The sequence below is a fragment of the Oceanisphaera litoralis genome (genome assembly GCF_016907015.1).
Taxonomy (GTDB): Bacteria; Pseudomonadota; Gammaproteobacteria; order Enterobacterales; family Aeromonadaceae; genus Oceanimonas; species Oceanimonas litoralis.
Genome location: NZ_JAFBBE010000011.1, coordinates 1 through 20,410 on the forward strand (window position 1 = coordinate 1; position 20,410 = coordinate 20,410).

Annotated in this window: 20 protein-coding genes; 8 read left to right on the forward strand and 12 right to left on the reverse strand. The window is 60.0% G+C overall.

Annotated elements, in window-relative coordinates:
* Window positions 1-116: 116 nt before the first annotated feature.
* The 9 genes from HNR62_RS08255 to HNR62_RS08295 all read right to left on the reverse strand — a co-directional run bounded on the left by HNR62_RS08255 (window position 117) and on the right by HNR62_RS08295 (window position 9,099).
* Window positions 117-1,337 (reverse strand): benzoate/H(+) symporter BenE family transporter, encoded by a 1,221-nt coding sequence (locus HNR62_RS08255; RefSeq protein WP_204795611.1) that lies wholly within the window; start codon window positions 1,335-1,337, stop codon window positions 117-119.
* Between the two features lie 79 nt (window positions 1,338-1,416).
* On the reverse strand, window positions 1,417-2,760 hold the full coding sequence (locus HNR62_RS08260; RefSeq protein ID WP_204795612.1) for an MFS transporter: 1,344 nt from the start codon (window positions 2,758-2,760) through the stop codon (window positions 1,417-1,419).
* Between the two features lie 99 nt (window positions 2,761-2,859).
* The gene (benD, locus tag HNR62_RS08265) at window positions 2,860-3,639 is read right to left on the reverse strand and encodes a benzoate diol dehydrogenase BenD (protein ID WP_204795613.1); all 780 of its coding nucleotides are present in this window, start codon (window positions 3,637-3,639) and stop codon (window positions 2,860-2,862) included.
* Complete coding sequence (gene benC, locus HNR62_RS08270) at window positions 3,636-4,658, reverse strand: benzoate 1,2-dioxygenase electron transfer component BenC (protein WP_204795614.1); 1,023 nt, start codon at window positions 4,656-4,658, stop codon at window positions 3,636-3,638. The genes benD and benC overlap by 4 nt, the downstream gene beginning before the upstream one ends.
* A gap of 18 nt (window positions 4,659-4,676) precedes the next feature.
* On the reverse strand, window positions 4,677-5,162 hold the full coding sequence (gene benB / locus HNR62_RS08275; protein WP_204795615.1) for a benzoate 1,2-dioxygenase small subunit: 486 nt from the start codon (window positions 5,160-5,162) through the stop codon (window positions 4,677-4,679).
* Window positions 5,159-6,535, reverse strand: a complete 1,377-nt coding sequence (locus HNR62_RS08280; RefSeq protein ID WP_204795616.1) for a Rieske 2Fe-2S domain-containing protein — start codon at window positions 6,533-6,535, stop codon at window positions 5,159-5,161. The genes benB and HNR62_RS08280 overlap by 4 nt, the downstream gene beginning before the upstream one ends.
* 120 nt (window positions 6,536-6,655) lie before the next feature.
* The gene (catA, locus tag HNR62_RS08285; RefSeq protein ID WP_204795617.1) at window positions 6,656-7,585 is read right to left on the reverse strand and encodes a catechol 1,2-dioxygenase; all 930 of its coding nucleotides are present in this window, start codon (window positions 7,583-7,585) and stop codon (window positions 6,656-6,658) included.
* Between the two features lie 53 nt (window positions 7,586-7,638).
* Window positions 7,639-7,929, reverse strand: coding sequence for a muconolactone Delta-isomerase (gene catC, locus HNR62_RS08290; protein WP_204795618.1), 291 nt, complete (start codon window positions 7,927-7,929; stop codon window positions 7,639-7,641).
* Between the two features lie 51 nt (window positions 7,930-7,980).
* Complete coding sequence (locus tag HNR62_RS08295) at window positions 7,981-9,099, reverse strand: muconate/chloromuconate family cycloisomerase (RefSeq protein WP_204795619.1); 1,119 nt, start codon at window positions 9,097-9,099, stop codon at window positions 7,981-7,983.
* A 106-nt stretch (window positions 9,100-9,205) separates the two neighbouring features.
* Between HNR62_RS08295 and HNR62_RS08300 the strand changes: the two genes are divergently transcribed.
* A complete protein-coding gene (locus HNR62_RS08300; protein WP_204795620.1) occupies window positions 9,206-10,108 on the forward strand; it encodes a LysR family transcriptional regulator in 903 nt (300 codons plus the stop codon).
* A gap of 74 nt (window positions 10,109-10,182) precedes the next feature.
* Here the strand turns inward: HNR62_RS08300 and HNR62_RS08305 are convergent, their stop codons facing one another.
* Complete coding sequence (locus tag HNR62_RS08305) at window positions 10,183-10,965, reverse strand: IclR family transcriptional regulator domain-containing protein (protein WP_204795621.1); 783 nt, start codon at window positions 10,963-10,965, stop codon at window positions 10,183-10,185.
* A gap of 285 nt (window positions 10,966-11,250) precedes the next feature.
* Here HNR62_RS08305 and HNR62_RS08310 point away from each other — a divergent pair, with 285 nt between their 5' ends.
* From HNR62_RS08310 to yghU, 5 genes are all read left to right on the forward strand, one after another.
* Window positions 11,251-12,069 carry a CoA transferase subunit A gene (locus tag HNR62_RS08310; RefSeq protein ID WP_204795622.1) on the forward strand — a complete coding sequence of 273 codons (819 nt, stop codon included), beginning with the start codon at window positions 11,251-11,253 and terminating at the stop codon, window positions 12,067-12,069.
* Window positions 12,069-12,863, forward strand: coding sequence for a CoA-transferase subunit beta (locus HNR62_RS08315; protein WP_204795623.1), 795 nt, complete (start codon window positions 12,069-12,071; stop codon window positions 12,861-12,863). Before HNR62_RS08310 ends, HNR62_RS08315 begins: the two co-directional genes overlap by 1 nt.
* Complete coding sequence (gene pcaF / locus HNR62_RS08320; protein WP_204795624.1) at window positions 12,860-14,065, forward strand: 3-oxoadipyl-CoA thiolase; 1,206 nt, start codon at window positions 12,860-12,862, stop codon at window positions 14,063-14,065. Before HNR62_RS08315 ends, pcaF begins: the two co-directional genes overlap by 4 nt.
* A gap of 73 nt (window positions 14,066-14,138) precedes the next feature.
* Window positions 14,139-14,921: an alpha/beta fold hydrolase gene (locus HNR62_RS08325; RefSeq protein ID WP_204795625.1), complete on the forward strand. Its 783-nt coding sequence runs from the start codon at window positions 14,139-14,141 to the stop codon at window positions 14,919-14,921.
* Between the two features lie 105 nt (window positions 14,922-15,026).
* On the forward strand, window positions 15,027-15,884 hold the full coding sequence (yghU, locus tag HNR62_RS08330) for a glutathione-dependent disulfide-bond oxidoreductase (RefSeq protein WP_204795626.1): 858 nt from the start codon (window positions 15,027-15,029) through the stop codon (window positions 15,882-15,884).
* Between the two features lie 139 nt (window positions 15,885-16,023).
* Here the strand turns inward: yghU and HNR62_RS08335 are convergent, their stop codons facing one another.
* Together HNR62_RS08335 and HNR62_RS08340 are read right to left on the reverse strand one after the other, a co-directional pair.
* On the reverse strand, window positions 16,024-16,686 hold the full coding sequence (locus tag HNR62_RS08335) for a CoA transferase subunit B (RefSeq protein ID WP_204795627.1): 663 nt from the start codon (window positions 16,684-16,686) through the stop codon (window positions 16,024-16,026).
* A gap of 45 nt (window positions 16,687-16,731) precedes the next feature.
* On the reverse strand, window positions 16,732-17,430 hold the full coding sequence (locus HNR62_RS08340) for a CoA transferase subunit A (RefSeq protein ID WP_204795628.1): 699 nt from the start codon (window positions 17,428-17,430) through the stop codon (window positions 16,732-16,734).
* Window positions 17,431-17,602: 172 nt separating this feature from the next.
* Here HNR62_RS08340 and HNR62_RS08345 point away from each other — a divergent pair, with 172 nt between their 5' ends.
* Entirely contained in the window at window positions 17,603-18,493 is an 891-nt protein-coding gene (locus tag HNR62_RS08345; RefSeq protein WP_204795629.1) for a LysR family transcriptional regulator, read from the forward strand.
* Between the two features lie 254 nt (window positions 18,494-18,747).
* Window positions 18,748-20,385, forward strand: coding sequence for a BCCT family transporter (locus HNR62_RS08350; RefSeq protein ID WP_204795630.1), 1,638 nt, complete (start codon window positions 18,748-18,750; stop codon window positions 20,383-20,385).
* Window positions 20,386-20,410 lie beyond the last annotated feature (25 nt).

A 20,410-nucleotide genomic window follows, 5' to 3' on the forward strand; every position in this document is an offset into this window, starting at 1 on the left:
CTCTAGCTCCTTATAAGACCATTCCATAATCTGGCCCACCATATTTCTGTATATAAATACAGTGTAGACACAGTTAACTCATACATAGCCAATCCGATTGGTATAACCTTTAACCTTTAACCTTCCCGGTTCCTGTTCAACACCGCCAGCCACCGAGCCTTGCCGGTGATATCGACGCTTTGGGTCAGCACCAGATGCACCCCATAGCCGATCACCACGCCCCACAGCGCCGATGACAGTCCGTACAAGGACAGGCCCGAGGCGGTCACGATAAAGGTAATCACCGAGGCCTCGCGTTCGCGGGCATTGTCCAGGGCGGTCAACAGGTTGCCGGTAATGGCGCCAAGCAGGGCCAGGCCCGCCAATACGGCGACAAAGGCCGAGGGCAGGGAGGTAAACAGGCTGACAATGGTGCCGGCGAACAGGCCGCCCACCAAATAGAAAACGCCGTTGAAGACGCCGGCAACATAGCGACGCTCGGGCTTTTCATGGGCGTCTTTGCTGGCGCAGATAGCGGCGGTAATGGCGGCCACGACGATGCTGATACCGCCGAACAGGGCCATGGGCAGCGACACCAGACTGGTCACCCCGAGCACCGGTTTGGCGCTGACTGGGTAGCCGCCGTTATGCAACACCGCCATACCCGGCAGGAACTGCCCGGTCAGGCTAACCAGCACCAGCGGCAGGGCCAGGCTGAGGGTGGAGGACAGGGTCCATTCCGGGCTGATGAATTGGGGCGTGGCGAGCTCCCAGCGAATACCGGAAAGGGACGCACCTTCAAACCACACGGCCAGCATAATTCCGACGACCAGCAGCAGGACCAGGGTGTACTTGGGCCACATTCGGCGAAAAAACACATAGGCAATGAGCATGCCGATGGCCAGGGCCGGCGAGGTTTCCATGGCGGTAAAGGCCCCCACGCCGAACTGAAACAGAATACCGGCCATCATGCCGGCGGCCACGCCCTTGGGAATGAGGCGAACCACGGTATCGAACAGACCGGAAACCCCAATCAACAGCGTAATGGCGGCCGCCGTCACATAGGCGCCAATCGCTTCGTTGAGTGACAAGTCGGGAAACAGGGTGACCAGCAGGGCAGTGCCGGGTGCCGACCAGGCGGTTACTATGGGTGCCTTGAGCCAGAACGACAGCAATATGCCGGAGATGGCTGCACCGATAGAGATGGCCCACACCCAGGAGGTCATCATCTGTTCCGAGATCCCGGCACTGGCGCCGGCCTGAAAAAAGATGGCAAGTGGCCCGGCGTAGGACACCAGCACGGCAAGAAAGCCGGCGGCAACGGCAGGTAATGACAAGTCACGCAGAAAAGACGACATAATTCAGCTCCTCGGAATAAGGGTGAACAATAAAAAAAGCCCCGGCACAGACCGGGGCTGTTTAGTCATTGGCCGGCAATCAGCTGTCGGCGGCCACTTTGGTGCCATCGGTTGCCTGGTTGGCGACAGCCTGGCGGCGACCCACCAGGGCGATGGCGACGGTCGCGATGGCGCCGGGCACGGCCAAAGCCAGGAAGTTCATCTGGTGTGGCAATGCCAGGGCCAGCAGGGTACCGCCCAGCATGGGGCCCAGGATGGCGCCGTTACGGCCGATGCCCGATGCCCAGCCGAGGGCGGTGGAGCGAATGTTGGCCGGGTAGAACTGGGCCACATAGGCATACAGCAGGATCTGGGAGCCAATGGTGGTGGCGCCGGCCACGGCCATCAGGCTGTACAGCAGCCACATCGGATGCGGATAACCGAGCGACACCAGGGAGGCGGACGCCAGCAGAAAGAAGCTCACCAGCACAGAGCGCAGCGAGAAGCGATCGGCCAGCCAGCCGCCGCCCACGGCACCGATGATGGCACCGATGTTCAGCACCATCAGGAACATCAGGCTGGAGCCCAGCTCGTAACCGGCCGCGGACATCAGTTTCGGCAGCCAGGAGCCCAGCGCATACACCATCAGCAGGCAGCAGAAGAAGGCGGTCCAGAACATCAGGGTGCTCAGGGTGCGACCACCGCGGAACAGCTCCAGTACCGGCGCCTTCTGCACGTTGGCAGGGGGAACGACCAGCTCATCCTTGTCGGTGATCTGCTGAGCCGGATCAACCTGTTGCAGCAGGCCGCGGGCTTCTTCCCGGCGGTTCTGCGCCATCAGGAAGGCGACCGATTCGGGCAGGTATTTTATCATCAGCGGCAGCAGCAGCATGGGGACCGCAGCCAGATAGAACATGATTTCCCAGCCGTAGTTGGGCACTATCCAGATCCCCAGGCCGGCCGACATCATGCCGCCCACGGCGTAACCGCTGAACATCAGCGCCACCAAGGTGCTGCGGCTTTTCTTCGGGGAGTATTCGCTCATCAAGGACACCACATTGGGCATAACGCCACCGATGCCCAGGCCGGCGATAAAGCGCAAGATGCCGAATTGCCAGGGATTGGTGACCAGGCCGTTGATGACGGTGGTGACGCTGAACAGCATCACGCAGATAAGAATGGTTTTCTTGCGTCCGAGCCGGTCCGACAGCATGCCGAATCCCATGGCGCCGAACATCATGCCGAACAGGGCACTGCTGCCGAGCAGGCCGGCCACATAGGGGTTGAGGGCCCACTGGTCCATCAGCAACGGCAGTACCACGCCGTAGATAACCAGGTCGTAGCCGTCGAAAATAATAATGAGGGAACACCAGAACAGCACCTTCCAGTGGAAGGGGGTGAAGCTGGCATTGTCTATGGTCTGGTTTACATCTATCTGTCTCATCCGGTATTACTCCGTATTCTTTCCTTAACCCAGGAGTGGGGATTGGCCCCTGAGGGCCAAAAAAAAGGCTGCCCATCCTCGGGCAGCCTTTACTGCTTGTCAGCCCAAGTCGCCGCCGGCGACCGGGAGAATGGTGCCGGTGATGTAGCTGGCATCCTCTGATGCGAGGAACAAAATGGCCCCCGCCTGTTCGTCCAGGGTGCCGTAGCGATGCATCAGGCTGGTGGCCTTGGTTTGATCAACCAGCGTCTGGTACCACTGCTGCTCCCGCTCGCCCTGCGCTTCGGTATTGCGCGGGGTCAACCGGGGCGGCGCCTCGGTGCCGCCCGGGGCGGTGGCGTTAACCCGGATACCCAGCTCGGCATACTCGAACGCCAGGGCCACGGTAAGGGCATTCACGCCGCCCTTGGCCGCCGCGTAGGGTACACGCATCAGGCCGCGGGTCGCCACGGAAGACACATTGACGATGACGCCACCTTCACGTTTCAGCAGGTGCGGCAACACGGCCCGGCAGCACCAGAGGGTGGGAAACAGCGACCGCTGCACCTCTTTCTGGATCTGCTCCGGGCTGTAGTGTTCGTAGGGCTGCGCCCAGATGGTGCCGCCTACGTTGTTGACCAGAATGTCGATACCACCAAAATGCTCGGCGGCCCGGGTCATCACGCTGTCAGCGCCGTCCCAGGTTTCCAGGTTGGCCTGCACCGCGATGGCCTCGACCCCCTGCCGGTTCAGGTCCGCCACCAGCTCGTGCACGTAATCGGCCAGGTCAACCAGTACCAGGCGTGCACCTTCTTCCGCCGCCCGTTCGGCCACCCGCCGCCCGATCCCCTGGGCGGCACCGGTGATCACCATGACCTTGTCGGTGAAACGCGGCTTCATGCTACCGCCTCTGCGGAGACGCTGGGGCTGAACTTCTCGTAATGGAACGAGGTGGGTTCAATGCCCTGAGCACGGAAGTAGCCCAGTACCGCATCCACCATGGGGGGCGGACCGCACAGGTAGACGTCCACTTCGCCATGATTGATGGGGGCGTCTTCCATATGGTTGGTCACATAGCCCTTGAGCGGGTGAGCACTGTCGGCGCTGGCAACCACTGTCTTGAAGCTGAAATTCTCAACCTCGGCGGCGAATTGCTCCAGCGCCTGGACACACACCAGATCGTCGTCGTTGGTGACCCCGTAGAGCAGGTGGGTCGGCTGGTCGGTGCCTTCGGCCTTGAGGTGCTCCAGCATGGCCATGAAGGGTGCCAGGCCGGTACCGCCGGCCAGCATCAGCACGGGGCGGGCGACCGGACGCAGGTAGAACACGCCCATGGGACCGGTCAGGGTCAGCTTGTCGCCGGCCTTGCACTGACCGACCAGATAACTGCTCATCAGGCCGCCCGGCACATTGCGGATCAGGAAGCTCAGTTCCCGGCTGCCGGGCTTGGAGCTGAACGAATAAGCGCGAACTTCCTTGGTGCCCGGCACCTGGATGTTCACGTACTGGCCCGGCAGAAAGGCAATATCGTCGTCTGCGGTCAGTTTCAGTTCGATGGCGGTCGGAGAAATCAGGTTGACTTCGACCACTGTGCCGGTGAGGCTGGCGATGCCGGTCTTGCACAGGGTGGAGGCGGCGGGGATCTCCACCACACAGTCGCTGGACGGTACCATCTGGCAGGTGAGGATCTTGCCTTCGGCCGCTTCTTCGTCGGTCAGCGCCTCGTCGATGTACTCGTCGCCCAGCTCGAACTGGCCCTGGTGGCAACTGCCCTTGCAGGTGCCACACACGCCATCAGAGCAGTCCATCGGCAGGTTGATCTGGTTGCGGTAGGCCGCATCCAGTACGGTTTCCCCTTCATTACAGCTGATGAAGCGGGTAACGCCGTCTTCAAAATTGAGCGCGATGTTGTAACTCATTTTCTTTCTCCCCACCAATTACAGGTGATAGATATCAATCACTTGATTGATGTAATCGTTATTCAGAACTACCTTCTTCTCGGTGATCAGGGGCTGTTCGCCGCCGATATCCAGGGTATAGAAGGAGGTACCGAAAAAGGTTTCGGTCTTGTGGTAGCGATGGCTGTTGGTCTGCCAGTTGAAGCGCAGTTTCACCTCGTTGCCTTCCCGGGACAGGATCTCCAGGTTGCTGGTCAGGTGAGTGGTGCGCGGCTCCGGCATGGAGCTGGCACCGGAACGTTCGGTCTTGATCCGATACACCCGATCTTCCAGGCCATCACGATTCGGATAATAAATCAGTGAAATCTCGGTCAGGGGGTTCTCGGTCAGCTGGTCTTCGTCGTCCCATGCCGGCATCCAGTACACTACGTTTTCGCTGTAGCACTTGAGCCACTCGTCCCACTGACGGTCGTCCAGCAGGCGGGCTTCACGGTAGATAAACGCCTGAATTTGTTCAAAGTTCATTCGGAGTCCTCCATGGAAGTGATGGAAATCAGCTGGGCGCGCTCGGCTTCGACCGCCTGCAGCATTTCTTTGACCCAATGCTGGTGATGGGTCACGTACAGGCCTTCGTCTTCCGGCTTGGTACCGCTGAGAATCGGCTTGAGGTCGATGGCCTTGGCACCGGCATCCGGACCTTCAATCCAGTGGGCAGCGCCACGGCTCATGTCGTTCCACTTCAGGCCGCTTGCCGAATAACCTTCCTGGCAGGCACGGAACTCTTCCAGATCGTCCGGCGTACCCATGCCGCTGACGTTGAAGAAGTCTTCGTACTGGCGCAGACGCTTGGTCCGTTCGGCAGCCGGCTCGTTCTTGGGTGCCCAGCAATAGATGGTGATTTCGGTCTTGTTGACGGAAATCGGGCGCAGCACCCGGATCTGGGTGGAGAACTGATCCATCAGGTAGACGTTGGGGTACAGGCACAGGTTCTTGGTGGTGTTGACGATGGCATCGGCACGGGCCTCGCCCACTTTTTCCTGCAGCTGTTCGAGTTGGCTGTAAACCGGACGTACCTCCGGATTGGTCAGTCGGGTCCACAGCATCATGTGGCCATGCTCGAAGCCATAGAAGCCGCCCTCGTTGGACCAGCTCTTGGCATCCACCGCCTCGGTGCCGCCCTTGTCGTAGTTGCGCTGGCCCATGGTGGACAGGTAGTTCCAGTGCACTGTGCCCACGTGGTAGCCATCGGCGCCGTTTTCGGCGGTCAGCTTCCAGTTGCCTTCGTAGGTATAGGTAGAGCTGCCGCGCAGGATTTCGATACCGTCTTCGGCCTGATCGACGATGTTGTCGATGATCTTGGTGGTTTCACCCAGATACTCGGTCAGCGGCAGTACGTCCGCATTGAGGCTGCCGAACAGGAAGCCGCGGTAAGACTCGAACTTCGGCAGGCGCTTCAGATCGTGGGAACCGTCGGTGTTGAAGCTCTCCGGGTAGCCGCCCTTCTTCTGATCGCGGGCTTTCAGCAGCTTGCCGTCGTTCTTGAAGGTCCAGCCGTGGAAGGGGCAGGTGAAGGAGGTCTTGTTGCCCTGCTTCTTGCGGCACAGGGTGGCGCCACGGTGAGAACAGGTGTTCAGCAACGCCTGCAGCTCGCCTTCCTTGGAGCGGGTAACCACTACCGGCTGGCGACCAATGGTTGCGGTGTAGTAGTCACCGGGATTTTCCAGCTGGCTTTCGTGGGCCAGGTACACCCAGTTGCCTTCGAAGATGTGTTTCATCTCCAGGTCGAACAGTTCCTGATCGTTGAAGACGCCACGGTCACAGCGATAGTGGCCGGTGGCCGGGTCGGCTTCTACTGCGCCCCGGATCTTCTTTTCGAGTCGGTCGAGTTGGCGAGTCATGTTTCCTTACTCCATCTGGCGCTGTCGGCCTGTTCGGGCCTCTGTGATACCCGACCGCCTGCTGGCAGCAGGCGGTCGGTCCACACACAGCGTGGTATTAAAAATTTTGTGTCCGGTCGCTTAGCTTTCCAGGGCGCGCAGGCGCTCGTGGCGCTGCTGGTGCTCGGGCTTGTCGGAGGCAACCAGCTGAATGTTGAATTCCACCTTGGTGAACGGCTTGTTCAGGCCGTATTGCTCGGCGGCAGCATTGTCTTCGATGCGCACGGCGTCGCAGACCAGCTCTTCGCGGGTGGCGAAGGCGAAGTCGTCGTAGGTGTATTCGTCACCGGACAGGTTGATCTGGGTGGTCAGGTGCTTGTAGCCCGGCTGGGACACAAAGTAGTGAATGTGCGCCGGACGCTGTCCGTGACGACCCAGCAGGTTCAGCAGGGCCTGGGTGGCGCCTTCGGGCGGGCAGCCGTAGCCTGACGGAATGATGCTCTGGGCGGTGTAGCGGCCTTCGGCATCAGTCATAATGGTGCGACGCAGGTTGTACTCGCTCTGGGACTTGTCGAAGTAGGAGTAGCCACCCTTGAGGTCGGCGTGCCAGATTTCAACCTTGGTGTTGGGCAGGGGCTTGCCGTCCTGATCGGTGACCACACCGGTCAGGATCATGGTTTCGCTATCCTGGGTGCCATCGTCCATGCGGGCGAAGCCTTCGGATACCGGGGCGCCGGCCACATACAGGGGACCTTCGATGGTGCGCGGGGTACCGCCGGCCAGGCCGGCCTGCTCGTCTTCGGCATCCATGCGGATATCCAGGTACTTGTCAATACCGATGCCCGGGGCCAGCAGGGCGGCTTCGCCGTTCTTGCCCAGGTCGTTGATGTAGTAAATGGCGCGCCAGAACTCATCGGGAGTGATGTCCAGATCTTCAACGATCTGGAACAGGTCGTGCATTACACGGTGAACGATGGTCTTGACCCGGTCGTTACCGCCTTCCTGGTTGAGTCCGGCTACCTTTTCCAGCAGTTCTTTGACTTCCTGGGTGTGCATGGTTTTTACTGACATTGCTCTGTCTCCTGACTGGTCCTGTTTTATTACTAATTATCGGAACTGAGTGATTAACGATCATCCTGATGGATGGAAGACGGGTGCCGGCACAGGGGCGCGACGCTGATGTCCATGTAGGGAAACAGCGGCAGCGCACTGATCAGATCCTGCAGTTCGGCGTTGTCGGCCACATCGAAGATGCTCACGTTGGCGTAGCTGCCGGCAACGCGCCACAGGTGGCGCCATTTACCCTGGGCCTGCAGCTCCTGGGCGTAGGCCTTTTCCCGGGCCTTGATCTCGGCGGCCACTTCGGCCGGCATATCTTGGGGAATATTGACCTTCATCTCGACTTTGAACAGCATGTGTCTTTCTCCGTATGGTAATCGTTGCGACGGGTGCCGGGGTCCGGCGGTTTATTTCCGGCGATAATGATTCAGCTTGTCTTCGTCTATCTCGACGCCCAGGCCGGGGCCGGTGGGCAGGGTCACGCCGTTGTCATGGAAGTTTAGCCGCTTGACCACGATGTCGTCCTTCATCAGCAGCGGGCCGAACATTTCGGTGCCCCAGTGAATCTTGTCGAGGGTGGACCAGGCATGCAGGGCGGCGACGCTACCGATGGTGCCTTCCAGCAGGGTGCCGCCATAGAGGCCGATACCGGCGGCGCTGGCCACATTGGCGACCTTCAATGCCTGCAGCGGGCCACCGGCCTTGGCAATTTTCAGGGCCACGGCGCCGGCAAAGCCGGCGGCGGCCAGGCTGAACATGTCGGTGGCATCGGCCACGGCTTCGTCGGCCAGAATGGGCAGATGGAACTTCTCGGACAGGCGAACCAGGGCCGCATGATCCTTCATCGGGGTCGGCTGCTCCACCAGATCGATACCGGCGGCCTGCAACTCGGCCATGCCCCGGGCGGCGGTGCTTTCATCCCAGGCCTGGTTGACATCGACCCGCACGCTGGCGCTGTCGCCGACGGCGGCCTTGATCGCCGCCACATGGCGCACGTCGTCCATCAGGGCACGGCTGCCGATCTTCAGCTTGAAATCGCAGTGGCGCTTGGCGGCGATCAGGCCTTTGGCCTCGTCGATATCCTTGGCGGTATCACCGCTGGCCAGGGTCCAGAGCACCGGAATATGCTGGTGCACGGCGCCGCCCAGCAGCTCGGACAGCGGGCGGTTCAGGCGCTTGCCCTGCAAATCCAGCAGGGCGGTCTCGATGGCGGACTTGGCCAGGCTGTTGCCCCGGGTGGCATTGTTCAGCCTTACCCGCAGGGTATTGATATTGTCAGCCGCTTGCCCCAGCAGCAGGGGCTTGAAATAGGTGTCTATGGTCAGCTTCACGCTCTCGGGGCTTTCCGGGCCGTAGGCCAGGCCGCCGATGGTGGTGGCTTCACCCAGCCCCTCCAGACCGTCGGAGTCTTTCATGCGCACGATAACCATGGTCTGAACGCCCATGGTGGTCATGGAAAGCTTGTGGGGGCGTATGGTCGGTATGTCGACCAGAATAGCTTCGATGGACTGGATGGTAGCGGACATGTAATCTCCCGGTGCGGTATGTTTGCTTTGTTGCGCGAAGGTTACATGCCTTGTATCGATGCGAGCCAATATTGATTAAGTTGCAAGTGATACCCTGGAGGTATGGATGGAGTTAAGGCATCTGCGTTATTTCGTGGTGGTGGCACAAGAGCTGAACCTGACCCGAGCCGCAGAAAAGTTGTTTATTGCCCAGCCGCCGTTAACCCGGCAGATCAAGCAGTTGGAAGAGGAACTGGAAGTCCAGCTCTTTATTCGCAAATCCCGGGGGCTGGAGCTGACCCAGGGCGGTCAGTATTTTCTGCAGCAGGTGCACACCATCATGGACAAGCTCGAGGCCAGCATCGAAGGCACGCGTCAGGTGGCCCAGCACCGCAAGACGGTATTTTCCATCGGCTTTGTGCCGTCGGTGTTCTATGGGCAACTGCCCTTGATGGTGCGGCGCCTGCGTCGTAACAAGAATCTGGAAATCGTGCTGCACGAGCTGAAGACCCAGGAGCAGGTCGAGGCGCTCAAGAGTGGCAAGATCGATATCGGTTTTGGCCGGATACGTATCGATGATCCGGATGTAAAGCAGGAGATGCTGTTCAATGAACCCTTGATTGCCGCCTTGCCCGCGGGTCATCCCCTGACCGGGAATAAGCCGACCATGCAGCAGCTGGCGGAGGTGCCCTTTGTGGCGTTTCCTACCGGCAGCGGGCCCAACTTTTCCGATATGGCGCTGGGGTTGTTTCATCGTCGGGGTCTGAAGATACAGGTTATCCAGCAAGTCAACGATCTGCAGACGGCACTGTCGCTGGTGGCCTCGGACATGGGCTTTGCCCTGGTGCCCGATCAGGTGAAAAAGCTGCGCCGGGAGGGAGTGGAATTTATGTCGGTGGCCGATGAGAACATCACCACGCCGGTGATCGCATCGCGTCGTCGTAGTGAAAACCCCAATGCGGTGATGCGGTTGGTGAATACCATACTGGCGGAGCTGGTAGAAAACCGGCTAAGTGGACGTTATCCCTGATGTGTGAGGGTGAGGGTGGGGATGAGGATGAGGGTGAGGGGGCGACATGGCAAACGCCCGGCCTCCGCTGTATCTCAACCGACCGCCTTTCGTATCAGGCTGGCTTTTTCCTGCAGCAGGGGCAGAAAGCGTCCGCGCAGTGTTTCCATGTTTACGCGTCCCGCGTTGGTACTGATGTTGATGGCGCCCAGCAGAAAGCCCTGCTGATCGAACACCGGCACCGCCACCGAGCGCAGGCCGGGGTCCAGTTCCTGATCGACGATGGCATAGCCTTGCCGGCGCACCGCTTCCAATACCTTGCGCAATTCATCGGGCTCGACGATGCTCCGCCCTGTGTGAGCCAGCAGCCGGACCTTGCCCAGAAAGGATTCCAGTTGGGGGGCGGGCAGATGGGCCAGCAGCACCCGGCCCATCGAGGTGTAGGCGGCGGGCAGGCGGGTGCCTACCGATAGCTGGATGGCCATCAAACGGTGTTCCGCCGCAGAGCGCGCCATATACACCACTTCGTCGCCGTCCAGGATGCCGAGAGAAGTGGACTCGTGTATTTCCCGGGTAATGTCTTCCAGATAGGGCTGGATCATGGTTGCGTAGCGATTAACCGATAAAAAGGCATGGCCCAGTTGCAGCACCCTGGGAGTCAGTTCAAAATGACGATGCTGTTTTTTCAGGTAGTCCAGCGCATGCAGGGTCAGCAGAAAACGGCGGGCCTTGGCCCGGTTCATGCCGGTTTTGACCGCCACTTCGCTCAGGGTCATACGGGGGGTGTTTTGATCGAACGCCTGTAATACTGCCAACCCGCCGGCCAGGGCGGTAACGAAATCCCGATCGTCCGGGCTGAGTTTGTTATCTTCTATCATGTTGTCTTTCCTGTCGCAGTCGGCGGAAGTGCTGGGCAATTGATGATAACAAAAGTTCGCAATGCGAACATACCACATGAATAATTTATCTTATTTTGAAAGTTTCACGCAAAGCTAAAAAATATTCACATGTTTTACAGTTACTTACAGTTACTTAAAGTTACCTGAGAGCGTGAATAACCATTTTGGGTTTGCGAGATAAATAAAACAGTGTAATTATGTTCGCAATGCAAACATATAGTTCGTTATACGAACTTTTGATTTTACTCAGGGAGGCAAATACTCATGGCCAACTTTATGAGCTTGCACGACGCAGTTGCTCACTATGTCCAGGATGGCGCTACCATCGCCATGGAAGGCTTTACTCACCTGATCCCCTTTGCGGCGGGTCATGAAGTTATTCGGCAGGAAAAGCAGGATCTCACGCTGATCCGCATGACCCCCGATATTATTTATGATCAGTTGATTGGTGCCGGTTGTGCCAAGCGCCTGATCTTCTCCTGGGGCGGAAACCCCGGCGTGGGTTCCCTGCATCGTCTGCGCGATGCGGTTGAAAAGGGCTATCCCAAGCCGCTCGAAATTTTCGAACACAGTCACGCGGCCATGGCCTGCGCCTATGAAGCGGGCGCAGCGGGTCTGCCGCTGGCGGTATTGCGCGGTTACATCGGCAGCGACCTGCCCAAGGTCAACCCGCAGATCCGCTTTATTGAATGCCCCTTCACCGGTGAGCGACTGGCGGCCGTTCCCGCCGTGCGACCCGATGTGAGCATTGTGCATGCCCAGCGTGCCGACCGGCAGGGCAACGTGCTGGTATCCGGCATCGTCGGCGTACAGAAAGAAGCGGTGCTGGCGGCGAAGCACAGCATAGTGACCGTCGAGGAAATCGTCGACGACCTGCAGGCCGATCCCAATGCCTGCGTGATCCCGGGCTGGGCCATCGATGCCATTGCCGTGGTGAAGCGAGGCGCCGCGCCGTCTTATGCGCACGGTTACTACCCGCGTGACAACAGTTTTTATAAAGAATGGGATGCGATCGCACGAGATCGCGACAGCTTCAACAACTGGCTGCAAGAAAATGTCTATAACCAGGGAGGGCAAGCCTAATGACACTCGAATATAACGCTTCCGAAATGATGACGGTGACCGCCGCTCGTGCCCTGAGCAACGGCATGACCTGTTTTGTGGGTATCGGCCTGCCCAGCGAGGCGGCCAACCTGGCACGTCTGACCCACGCGCCCGATGTGACCCTGATCTATGAATCCGGCACCCTGCAGACCAAGCCTGAAATACTGCCGCTGTCCATCGGTGACGGCGAGCTGTGCGAGTCGGCCCTGACCACGGTAGCGGTACCCGAAATGTTCCGTTACTGGTTGCAGGGCGGTCACATCGACGTGGGCTTCCTGGGTACCGCGCAGGTAGACAAGTACGGCAACCTCAACACCACCCTGATTGGTGATTACCAGGCGCCCAAGGTACGGCTGCCCGGTGGCGGTGGCGCCCCCGAAATCGCCTCCAACGCCAAGGAAGTGTTCATCACCCTGAAGCACTCGCCGCGCGCCTTTGTGGAAGCGGTCGACTTCATCACCACCCTGGGCTACGGCCGCGACGGCAAGGGCCGTGACGGTGTGCCCAACATCGGCCGTGGCCCGACCAAGGTGATCACCGACCTGTGCGTGATGGCCCCCGATGCCGACACCAAGGAACTGACTGTGGTGTCCCTGCACCCGGGCGTGACCCGCGAGCAGGTTACCGAAGCCACCGGCTGGGCGGTACGCTTTGCCGACGAGCTGGCGCAGACCCCCGAGCCGAACGCCGAAGAACTGGCCATACTGCGTGATCTCAAGGCCAGAACCGCCGCGCATCACGCCAAGCCGATCTCTAAGGAGGATGCTCAATGAAGCCGGTATATCTGTGTCATCCCCGCCGCACCGCCATCGGCCGCTTTGGCGGCACCCTGGCGGCGGTTCGTCCCGACGACCTGGCCGCCCGCGTGTTTGAAGCCGTGCTGGCTCAGGCGCCGAATCTGGACCCGGCCGCCATCGACGAAGTCATCATGGGCTGTGCCAACCAGGCCGGTGAAGACAACCGCAACGTGGCCCGCATGTCCTCCCTGCTGGCCGGTCTGCCGGTAAGCGTGCCCGGCACCACCATCAACCGCCTGTGCGGCTCCGGTATGGATGCCGTTGGCACCGCCGTGCGCGCCGTCAAGGCCGGTGAGCTGGATCTGGTGCTGGCCGGTGGCGTGGAGTCCATGTCTCGTGCGCCCTATGTGATGGGCAAGGCAGACTCCGCCTTTACTCGTGGTCAGAAAATAGAAGATACCACCATCGGCTGGCGCTTTATCAACCCGCTGATGAAGGCCCAGTGCGGCGTGGACTCCATGCCGGAAACCGCCGAGAACCTCGCCGAGCAGTTCAACATTTCCCGGGAAGATCAGGACGCCTTTGCCGCCCGCTCCCAGGAAAAGGCCGCCGAGTCCCAGCGCAACGGTCGCTTTGCCGAGGAAATCGTGGCGATAGAAATTCCGCGCCGCAAGCAGGAGCCGCTGATCTTCGCCGACGACGAGCACCTGCGTCCGGGCACCACGGTCGAGAAGCTGGCCAAGCTGCCGACCCCGTTCCGCGAAGGTGGTAGCGTGACCGCCGGTAACGCCTCCGGCGTCAACGACGGCGCCGCCGCCATGCTGATCGCCAGTGAAGAGGCAGTGGAACGTCACGGTCTCAAGCCGATGGCCAAGGTACTGGGCATGGCCACCGCCGGCGTTGAGCCGCGCATCATGGGCGCCGGCCCGATCCCGGCGGTGCAGAAGCTGCTGGCTCAGCACAACCTGACCATGGACGACATCGACCTGTTCGAGTTCAACGAAGCCTTTGCCGCCCAGGCTCTGGCCTGCATGCGCGAGCTGGGTCTGAAGGACGACGACGCCCGGGTCAACCCCAACGGCGGCGCCATCGCCCTGGGTCACCCGCTGGGCATGTCCGGCGCCCGTCTGCTGCAGACCGCCGCCCATGAACTGCACCGCCAGAACAAGCGTCTGGCCCTGTGCACCATGTGTGTGGGCGTGGGTCAGGGTATCGCCACCCTGATCGAGCGCGTTTAATCACAGCGCAACCCCTTATCTGCCCGAAAGGCCGGCGTTGGCCGGCCTTTCTTTTTACTTGTTAGGAGGCCGAATGTCTTTTCTGAACATCAATGGCCGCGCCGTTGGCTACCGCCTGCTGGGCGACGCCGAACTGCCGCTGGTCGTGCTGGCACACCCCCTGGGCATGAGTCAGGCGGTGTGGGATGACCTGCTGCCCGCCCTGCTGCCCCAATACCGCGTGCTGACCTGGGACCTGCCCGGTCACGGCAGCAGCGCCGCCTGGAGCGGCGATGAAATCACCCCCGCCAGCCTGGCGGCGGAAGCCCTGGCCCTGGCCGAGGTGGCCGGCGCTGAGCGCTTCCACTTTGCCGGCACCTCCATCGGTGGCGTGATCGGTCAGCAACTGCTGAGCGCCCACCCCGAGCGCCTGCTGTCCGCCACCCTCACCAACACAGGTGCGGTAATCGGCACCCGTGACGCCTGGCAAACCCGGGCCGCCGCCGTGCGGGAACGGGGCCTGGTGAGCATGGCCGTGGACATAGTGCCGCGCTGGTTTGGTCCTGCCGCCTGTGCGGCCCAGCCCGCCCTGCTGGCCGGCTGGAACACCATCATGGGCCGGGGCGATGCCAACAGCTACGCCCTGCTGTGCGAAATGCTGGGCGAGGCCAACTTCAGCGAGCAACTGCAGGGCCACGGCGTGTCTCTGCAGCTGCTGGGCGGCAGTGACGATCTGGCCACCCCGCCCGAGTCGCTGCGCAACCTGGCCCAGTGCGCCGGTGCCGGCGAGCCGGTTATCCTGGAGCAAGTGGGCCATGTGCCCTCGGTAGAAGTACCGGCCCAGTTTGCCGACGTGTTGCTGAAACACCTGGGCTGACAAAGCAAACGAACCAATGAAAAGGCCTGCAATCGCAGGCCTTTTTGTTAAAGTGGTCGTATTACTTGCATAAGCATAAAAACCATAGTGTTGACAGGAGCCTGTATGACCCGTGAATATCACGTTCCCACCGTGTGGACTGTGCCGGAAGACGATGGCAGCACCTGGGCAAAAACCAACCGTCCGGTATCGGGTGCCACCCACGATAACGCCTTGCCCAGGGGCAGGCATCCGCTGCAGCTGTACTCCATGGGCACGCCCAATGGCCAAAAAGTCACTATTCTGCTGGAAGAACTGCTGGCGCTGGGCATCACGGATGCCGAGTACGATGCGCATTTGATCAGCATTGGCGACGGAGATCAGTTCTCCAGCGGCTTTGTGGAGATAAACCCCAACTCCAAAATTCCCGCCTTGCTGGACTGTTCGACGGATGCTCCCATCAGGGTGTTTGAGTCCGGCAACATACTGTTGTATCTGGCAGACAAGTTCGGTCACTTTTTGCCGGCCGATATTGCCGCACGTACCGAAACCCTGAACTGGCTGTTTTGGCTACAAGGTTCGGCGCCGTATCTGGGCGGTGGCTTTGGCCATTTTTATGCCTATGCGCCGGTGAAAATAGAGTACGCCATTAACCGTTTCACCATGGAAACCAAGCGCCAGCTCGATGTGCTGGACCAGCAACTGGCAGACAAGCCGTATATTGCCGGCAACGACTACAGCATTGCCGATATGGCCATCTGGCCCTGGTATGGCAACCTGGTGCTGGGGCGGGCGTATGATGCCGCCGAGTTTATCGATGCCGCCAGTTATGTTCATGTATTACGCTGGGCGAAAGAGATTGCCGCACGGCCTGCGGTACAGAGAGGGCGCATCGTTAATCGTACCAGTGACGAGCCGGGAGAGGCCCTGGCCGAGCGTCACTCGGCGGCGGACATCGATGCAGTCTTGGCGCAAAAAGCCTGATCGGCAAGAAACGAGAGCTATCCCAAAGCGCCGTTAAGGCGCTTTTTTTATCAAGCCCATGATCATGCCCATGATGCCGGCATAGCAGGGAAACAAGAGCACATTCCTCTGTCGGTACAAGCTTCTGTCGGTACAAGCCTCAGTCGGCAAAGGTCATTTCGGGCACCCGAGCGGGCACGATCAGCTTGCCGGCGGTCTTGGCGACGATTTCTTCTACGCTGACGCCGGGCGCCCTTTCCCTGAGGATGAAGGCACCGTCTTCGATTTCCAGATAGGCCAGATCGGTCAGCACCCGCTTGATGCAACCGGCGCCGGTCAGCGGCAGGGAGCACAGGGGCAGCAGCTTGGAGTCGCCGTTTTTCGAGGCGTGGGTCATGGTGACGATGATGTTGTCGGCCCCGGCCACCAGATCCATGGCGCCGCCCATGCCCTTGACCAGCTTGCCCGGTATCATCCAGGAGGCGATGTTGCCCTGCACGTCCACTTCGAAGGCGCCGAGCACGGTCAGGTCCACATGACCGCCGCGGATCATGGCGAAAGACTCTGCCGAGTCGAAAATGGAGGCGCCGACCCGGGCGGTGACCGTTTGTTTGCCGGCGTTGATCATGTCGGCATCCAGCTCCGCCTCGGTGGGGAAGGAGCCCATGCCGAGCAGGCCGTTTTCGGACTGCAGCATCACTTCCATGCCCTCGGGCACATAGTTGGCGACCAGGGTGGGAATGCCGATGCCCAGGTTGACGTAAAATCCGTCGTGCAATTCGCGGGCAACGCGCCGGGCCATTTGTTCACGGGTTAGCGCCATGAGATGTTCTCCTTGATAACAGCGGTGGAAGAAACGAAAGCAGGATCAGGCACGCAGGGTGCGCTGCTCGATGCGTTTTTCGAACTGGCCGCAGATAATGCGGTTCACATAGATGCCGGGCGTGTGGATCTGGCTGGGCTCCAGGGTGCCGGGCTCGACGATTTCTTCCACTTCCACCACGGTGATTTTTCCGGCGGTGGCGGCCAGCGGGTTGAAGTTGCGGGCGGTGTGACGATAAATCACGTTGCCGTAGTGGTCGGCCTTCCAGCCTTTGACGATGGCAAAGTCACCGGTGATGGCCGGCTCCAGAATATGGGGGCGGCCGTTGAACTCGCGCACTTCCTTGCCTTCGGCGATGGCGGTGCCATAGCCGGTGGCGGTAAAGAAGGCGGGAATGCCGGCGCCGCCGGCGCGCATTTTTTCCGCCAGGGTACCCTGGGGCGTCAGCTCCACTTCCAGCTCGCCGCTGAGCAACAGTTGCTCGAACAGGGCGTTTTCGCCCACGTAAGAGGCGACCATCTTGCGGATTTGCCGGTCTTCGAGCAGCAGTCCCAGACCAAAGCCGTCCACGCCGCAGTTGTTGGACACCATGGTCAGCTCCCGGGTGCCCTTGCGCTTGATCTCGGCGATCAGGTTTTCGGGTATACCGCAGAGACCGAAACCACCGGCCAGTACCGTCATGCCATCTTCCAGCCCTGCCAGGGCTTCCCGGTAGCTGTGTACTCGTTTATCGAAACCTGCCATCACAGTTCCCTCTTGTTTGTGCACCGTCGGATATGAGTTGTTGCTGTCGAGTATCGCATGGGTTATTTATTTGTTAAGTTTGATTTTGTGATTGATTGATGAGTTTTTTAAATGAATATCGGTCTCGGTTGTGGCCGGTGAGGAGTAGGGGTGAGTAAAGGCGGAATCAAAAATGACGGTTAAACAATTGCGGGCCTTTCTGGCGGTGGCACAGACCCTGAATTTTGCCCAGGCCGGTGAACGGCTGTTTCTGTCCCAGTCGGCGCTGAGTCTGACCATAAAGGGGCTGGAGGACGATCTGGGCGGGCGCCTGCTCATCCGCACCACCCGCCAGGTACGGCTGACCCCCGAGGGCGAGGCCTTGTTGCCTCTGGCCCGGCGCTTGCTGGTGGAGTGGGACAATACCGAAGACGAGCTGCGCCAGCGCTTTACCCTGCAACGGGGCCGGGTGGTGCTGGCGGCCATGCCTGCCTTTGCCGGCAATCTGCTGCCGCCCTTGCTGGGAGAATTTCGCACCCGTCATCCGGGCATCAACGTCACCATCAGCGATGTGATCAACGAACAGGTGATCGATTTGGTACGAGAGGGTCATGTGGAGCTTGGTATTACCTTCGAGCCGGCCGCGGACTCTGGCCTGGCGTTTACGCCGCTGTATCGGGATCGCTTCGTCGCCGTGGTGCCCGACGGTTCGCCGCTGGCGCAGTACCAGGCCCTGAGCTGGCGGCAATTGCTGGAGCAGCCTTTCATTGCCTTGCAACGCCCCTCGGCGGTACGTCTGATGCTGGAGCAACAACTGCGGCAGCAGAAACTGACCCTGCCGGTGGCGTTTGAAAGTCATCAGTTGACTACCATAGGCCGTATGGTGGGCTGCGGGCTTGGGGTGAGCGTGGTGCCGGCGCTGTGCATCAAACAGATGCATGAACTGGGAGCCCATTGTGTGCGGCTTAAGGATCCGGTAATAGCACAAGCGGTGGGCATGGTGGCCCGGGCGGATCATGAATTGTCGGTGGCCGCGCAGGCGCTGTATGACATCTTGCTGAATTCTCCCATGCCGGAGCCATAGGGCGCTTTTTCTCCGCTATCCTGAAGTAACCTTTTGTTATATAAAGGGCGCGTGTGGCCGTGGGAGTCAGGCTGGCACAGGCGCCCTTTATATAACAAAAGGTTACAGGGGGGAACGGTTGTTGTTTTTCGTTTCATAATGATTGCAAAGTAACCACTTGGCTCTGTATTCAAGAAGTTATCGCGTTTTTTGTGTTAACTTTACCGCGTGTTTCATTACAACTCTAATGACTTAGGGTGCAAGGGATCTGAGCAATGACAGATAAAGACAATCATGATGTGATCGCCCCGGAAGGGAAGGTGAATCCCATCGATACCGATTATCAGGTGGGGCAGGACAACATTGCCCTGCAGATAGGCCCCTTCGGACTGGATATCCACAACCGGGTCTTCATGATCTCGGGCCTGGCCATCGTCGCCTTCGTGTTTCTGACGCTGGCGTTTCAGAATCAGGTGGCGCCGTTGTTTTCCGACCTGCGTAGCTGGCTGACCTCGAACCTGGACTGGTTTTTTATCGGTTCCGGTAATATTTTTGTGCTGGTGTGCCTGGGTTTGATCGTGTCTCCCCTGGGCAAGGTGCGTATTGGCGGCACCGAAGCCACACCCGACTTTACCTATATTGGCTGGTTCTCCATGTTGTTTGCCGCCGGTATGGGTATCGGCCTGATGTTCTACGGCGTGTCCGAGCCCTTGTCACATTTCGGCAGCGCCTTCGGCGGCATCAGCATCGAAAACGGGGTGCGCACCGACTGGGCGCCCTTGGGGGCGGCACTGGGTGATGCCGACGCCGCCAGAAGCCTGGGCATGGCGGCCACCATTTACCACTGGGCACTGCATCCCTGGGGTATTTACGCGATACTGGCGCTGGGGCTGGCGATCTTCTCCTTCAACAAGGGGTTGCCGCTGACGGTACGTTCCGTCTTCTATCCGCTGCTGGGCGAGCGGGTCTGGGGCTGGCCGGGTCATCTTATCGATATTCTGGCGGTCATTGCCACCATGTTCGGCCTGGCGACCTCGCTGGGCTTCGGTGCTTCTCAGGCCAGTGCCGGCCTGAACTTTCTGTTCGGACTGCCAACGGGCACCACCACCGAAATCGTGCTGGTGATCGTCATTACCGCCATTGCGCTGGTGTCGGTACTGGCTGGACTGGATGCCGGGGTGAAACGGCTGTCCGAGATCAACATGGCACTGGCGGCCTTGCTGCTGCTGTTCGTGATCATTGTCGGGCCGACATTGCTCATACTGAGCGGTTTTTTCTCCAACATGGCATCTTATCTGGAACATCTGCCGGCGCTGTCGATGCCGTTCGAGCGTGAAGACGCCAATTATTCCCAGGGCTGGACTGCCTTCTACTGGGCCTGGTGGATTTCCTGGTCGCCGTTTGTCGGCATGTTTATCGCCCGGGTGTCTCGTGGTCGTACCGTACGCGAGTTTCTGGTGTCGGTGCTGCTGATACCTTCTACCGCCTGTGTGCTGTGGATGACCGCCTTCGGCGGTACCGCCATCAGCCAGCTGGTGAACGACGGTTATCAGGCGGTGGCCGAAGCCGCGGTGCCGCTGCAGCTGTTTATCATGCTGGATGCGTTGCCGCTGGCGCAGATCACCTCCTTTATCGGTATCATTCTGGTGGTGGTGTTCTTCGTGACCTCGTCCGACTCCGGCTCCCTGGTTATCGACACCATTGCCTCCGGCGGCAAGGTCAACTCGCCCAAACCGCAGCGGGTGTTCTGGTGTACCTTTGAAGGTCTGGTGGCCATAGCCCTGATGCTGGGCGGCGGTCTTGCCGCGCTGCAGGCGATGGCGGTATCGACCGGCTTCCCCTTCACCATAGTGCTACTGGTATCGTGTGTGTCCCTGATCAAGGGGCTGGCATCGGAGCCAAGAGCGAGCTGAGTTCCGGGCCAAACCAGGGTCTGGA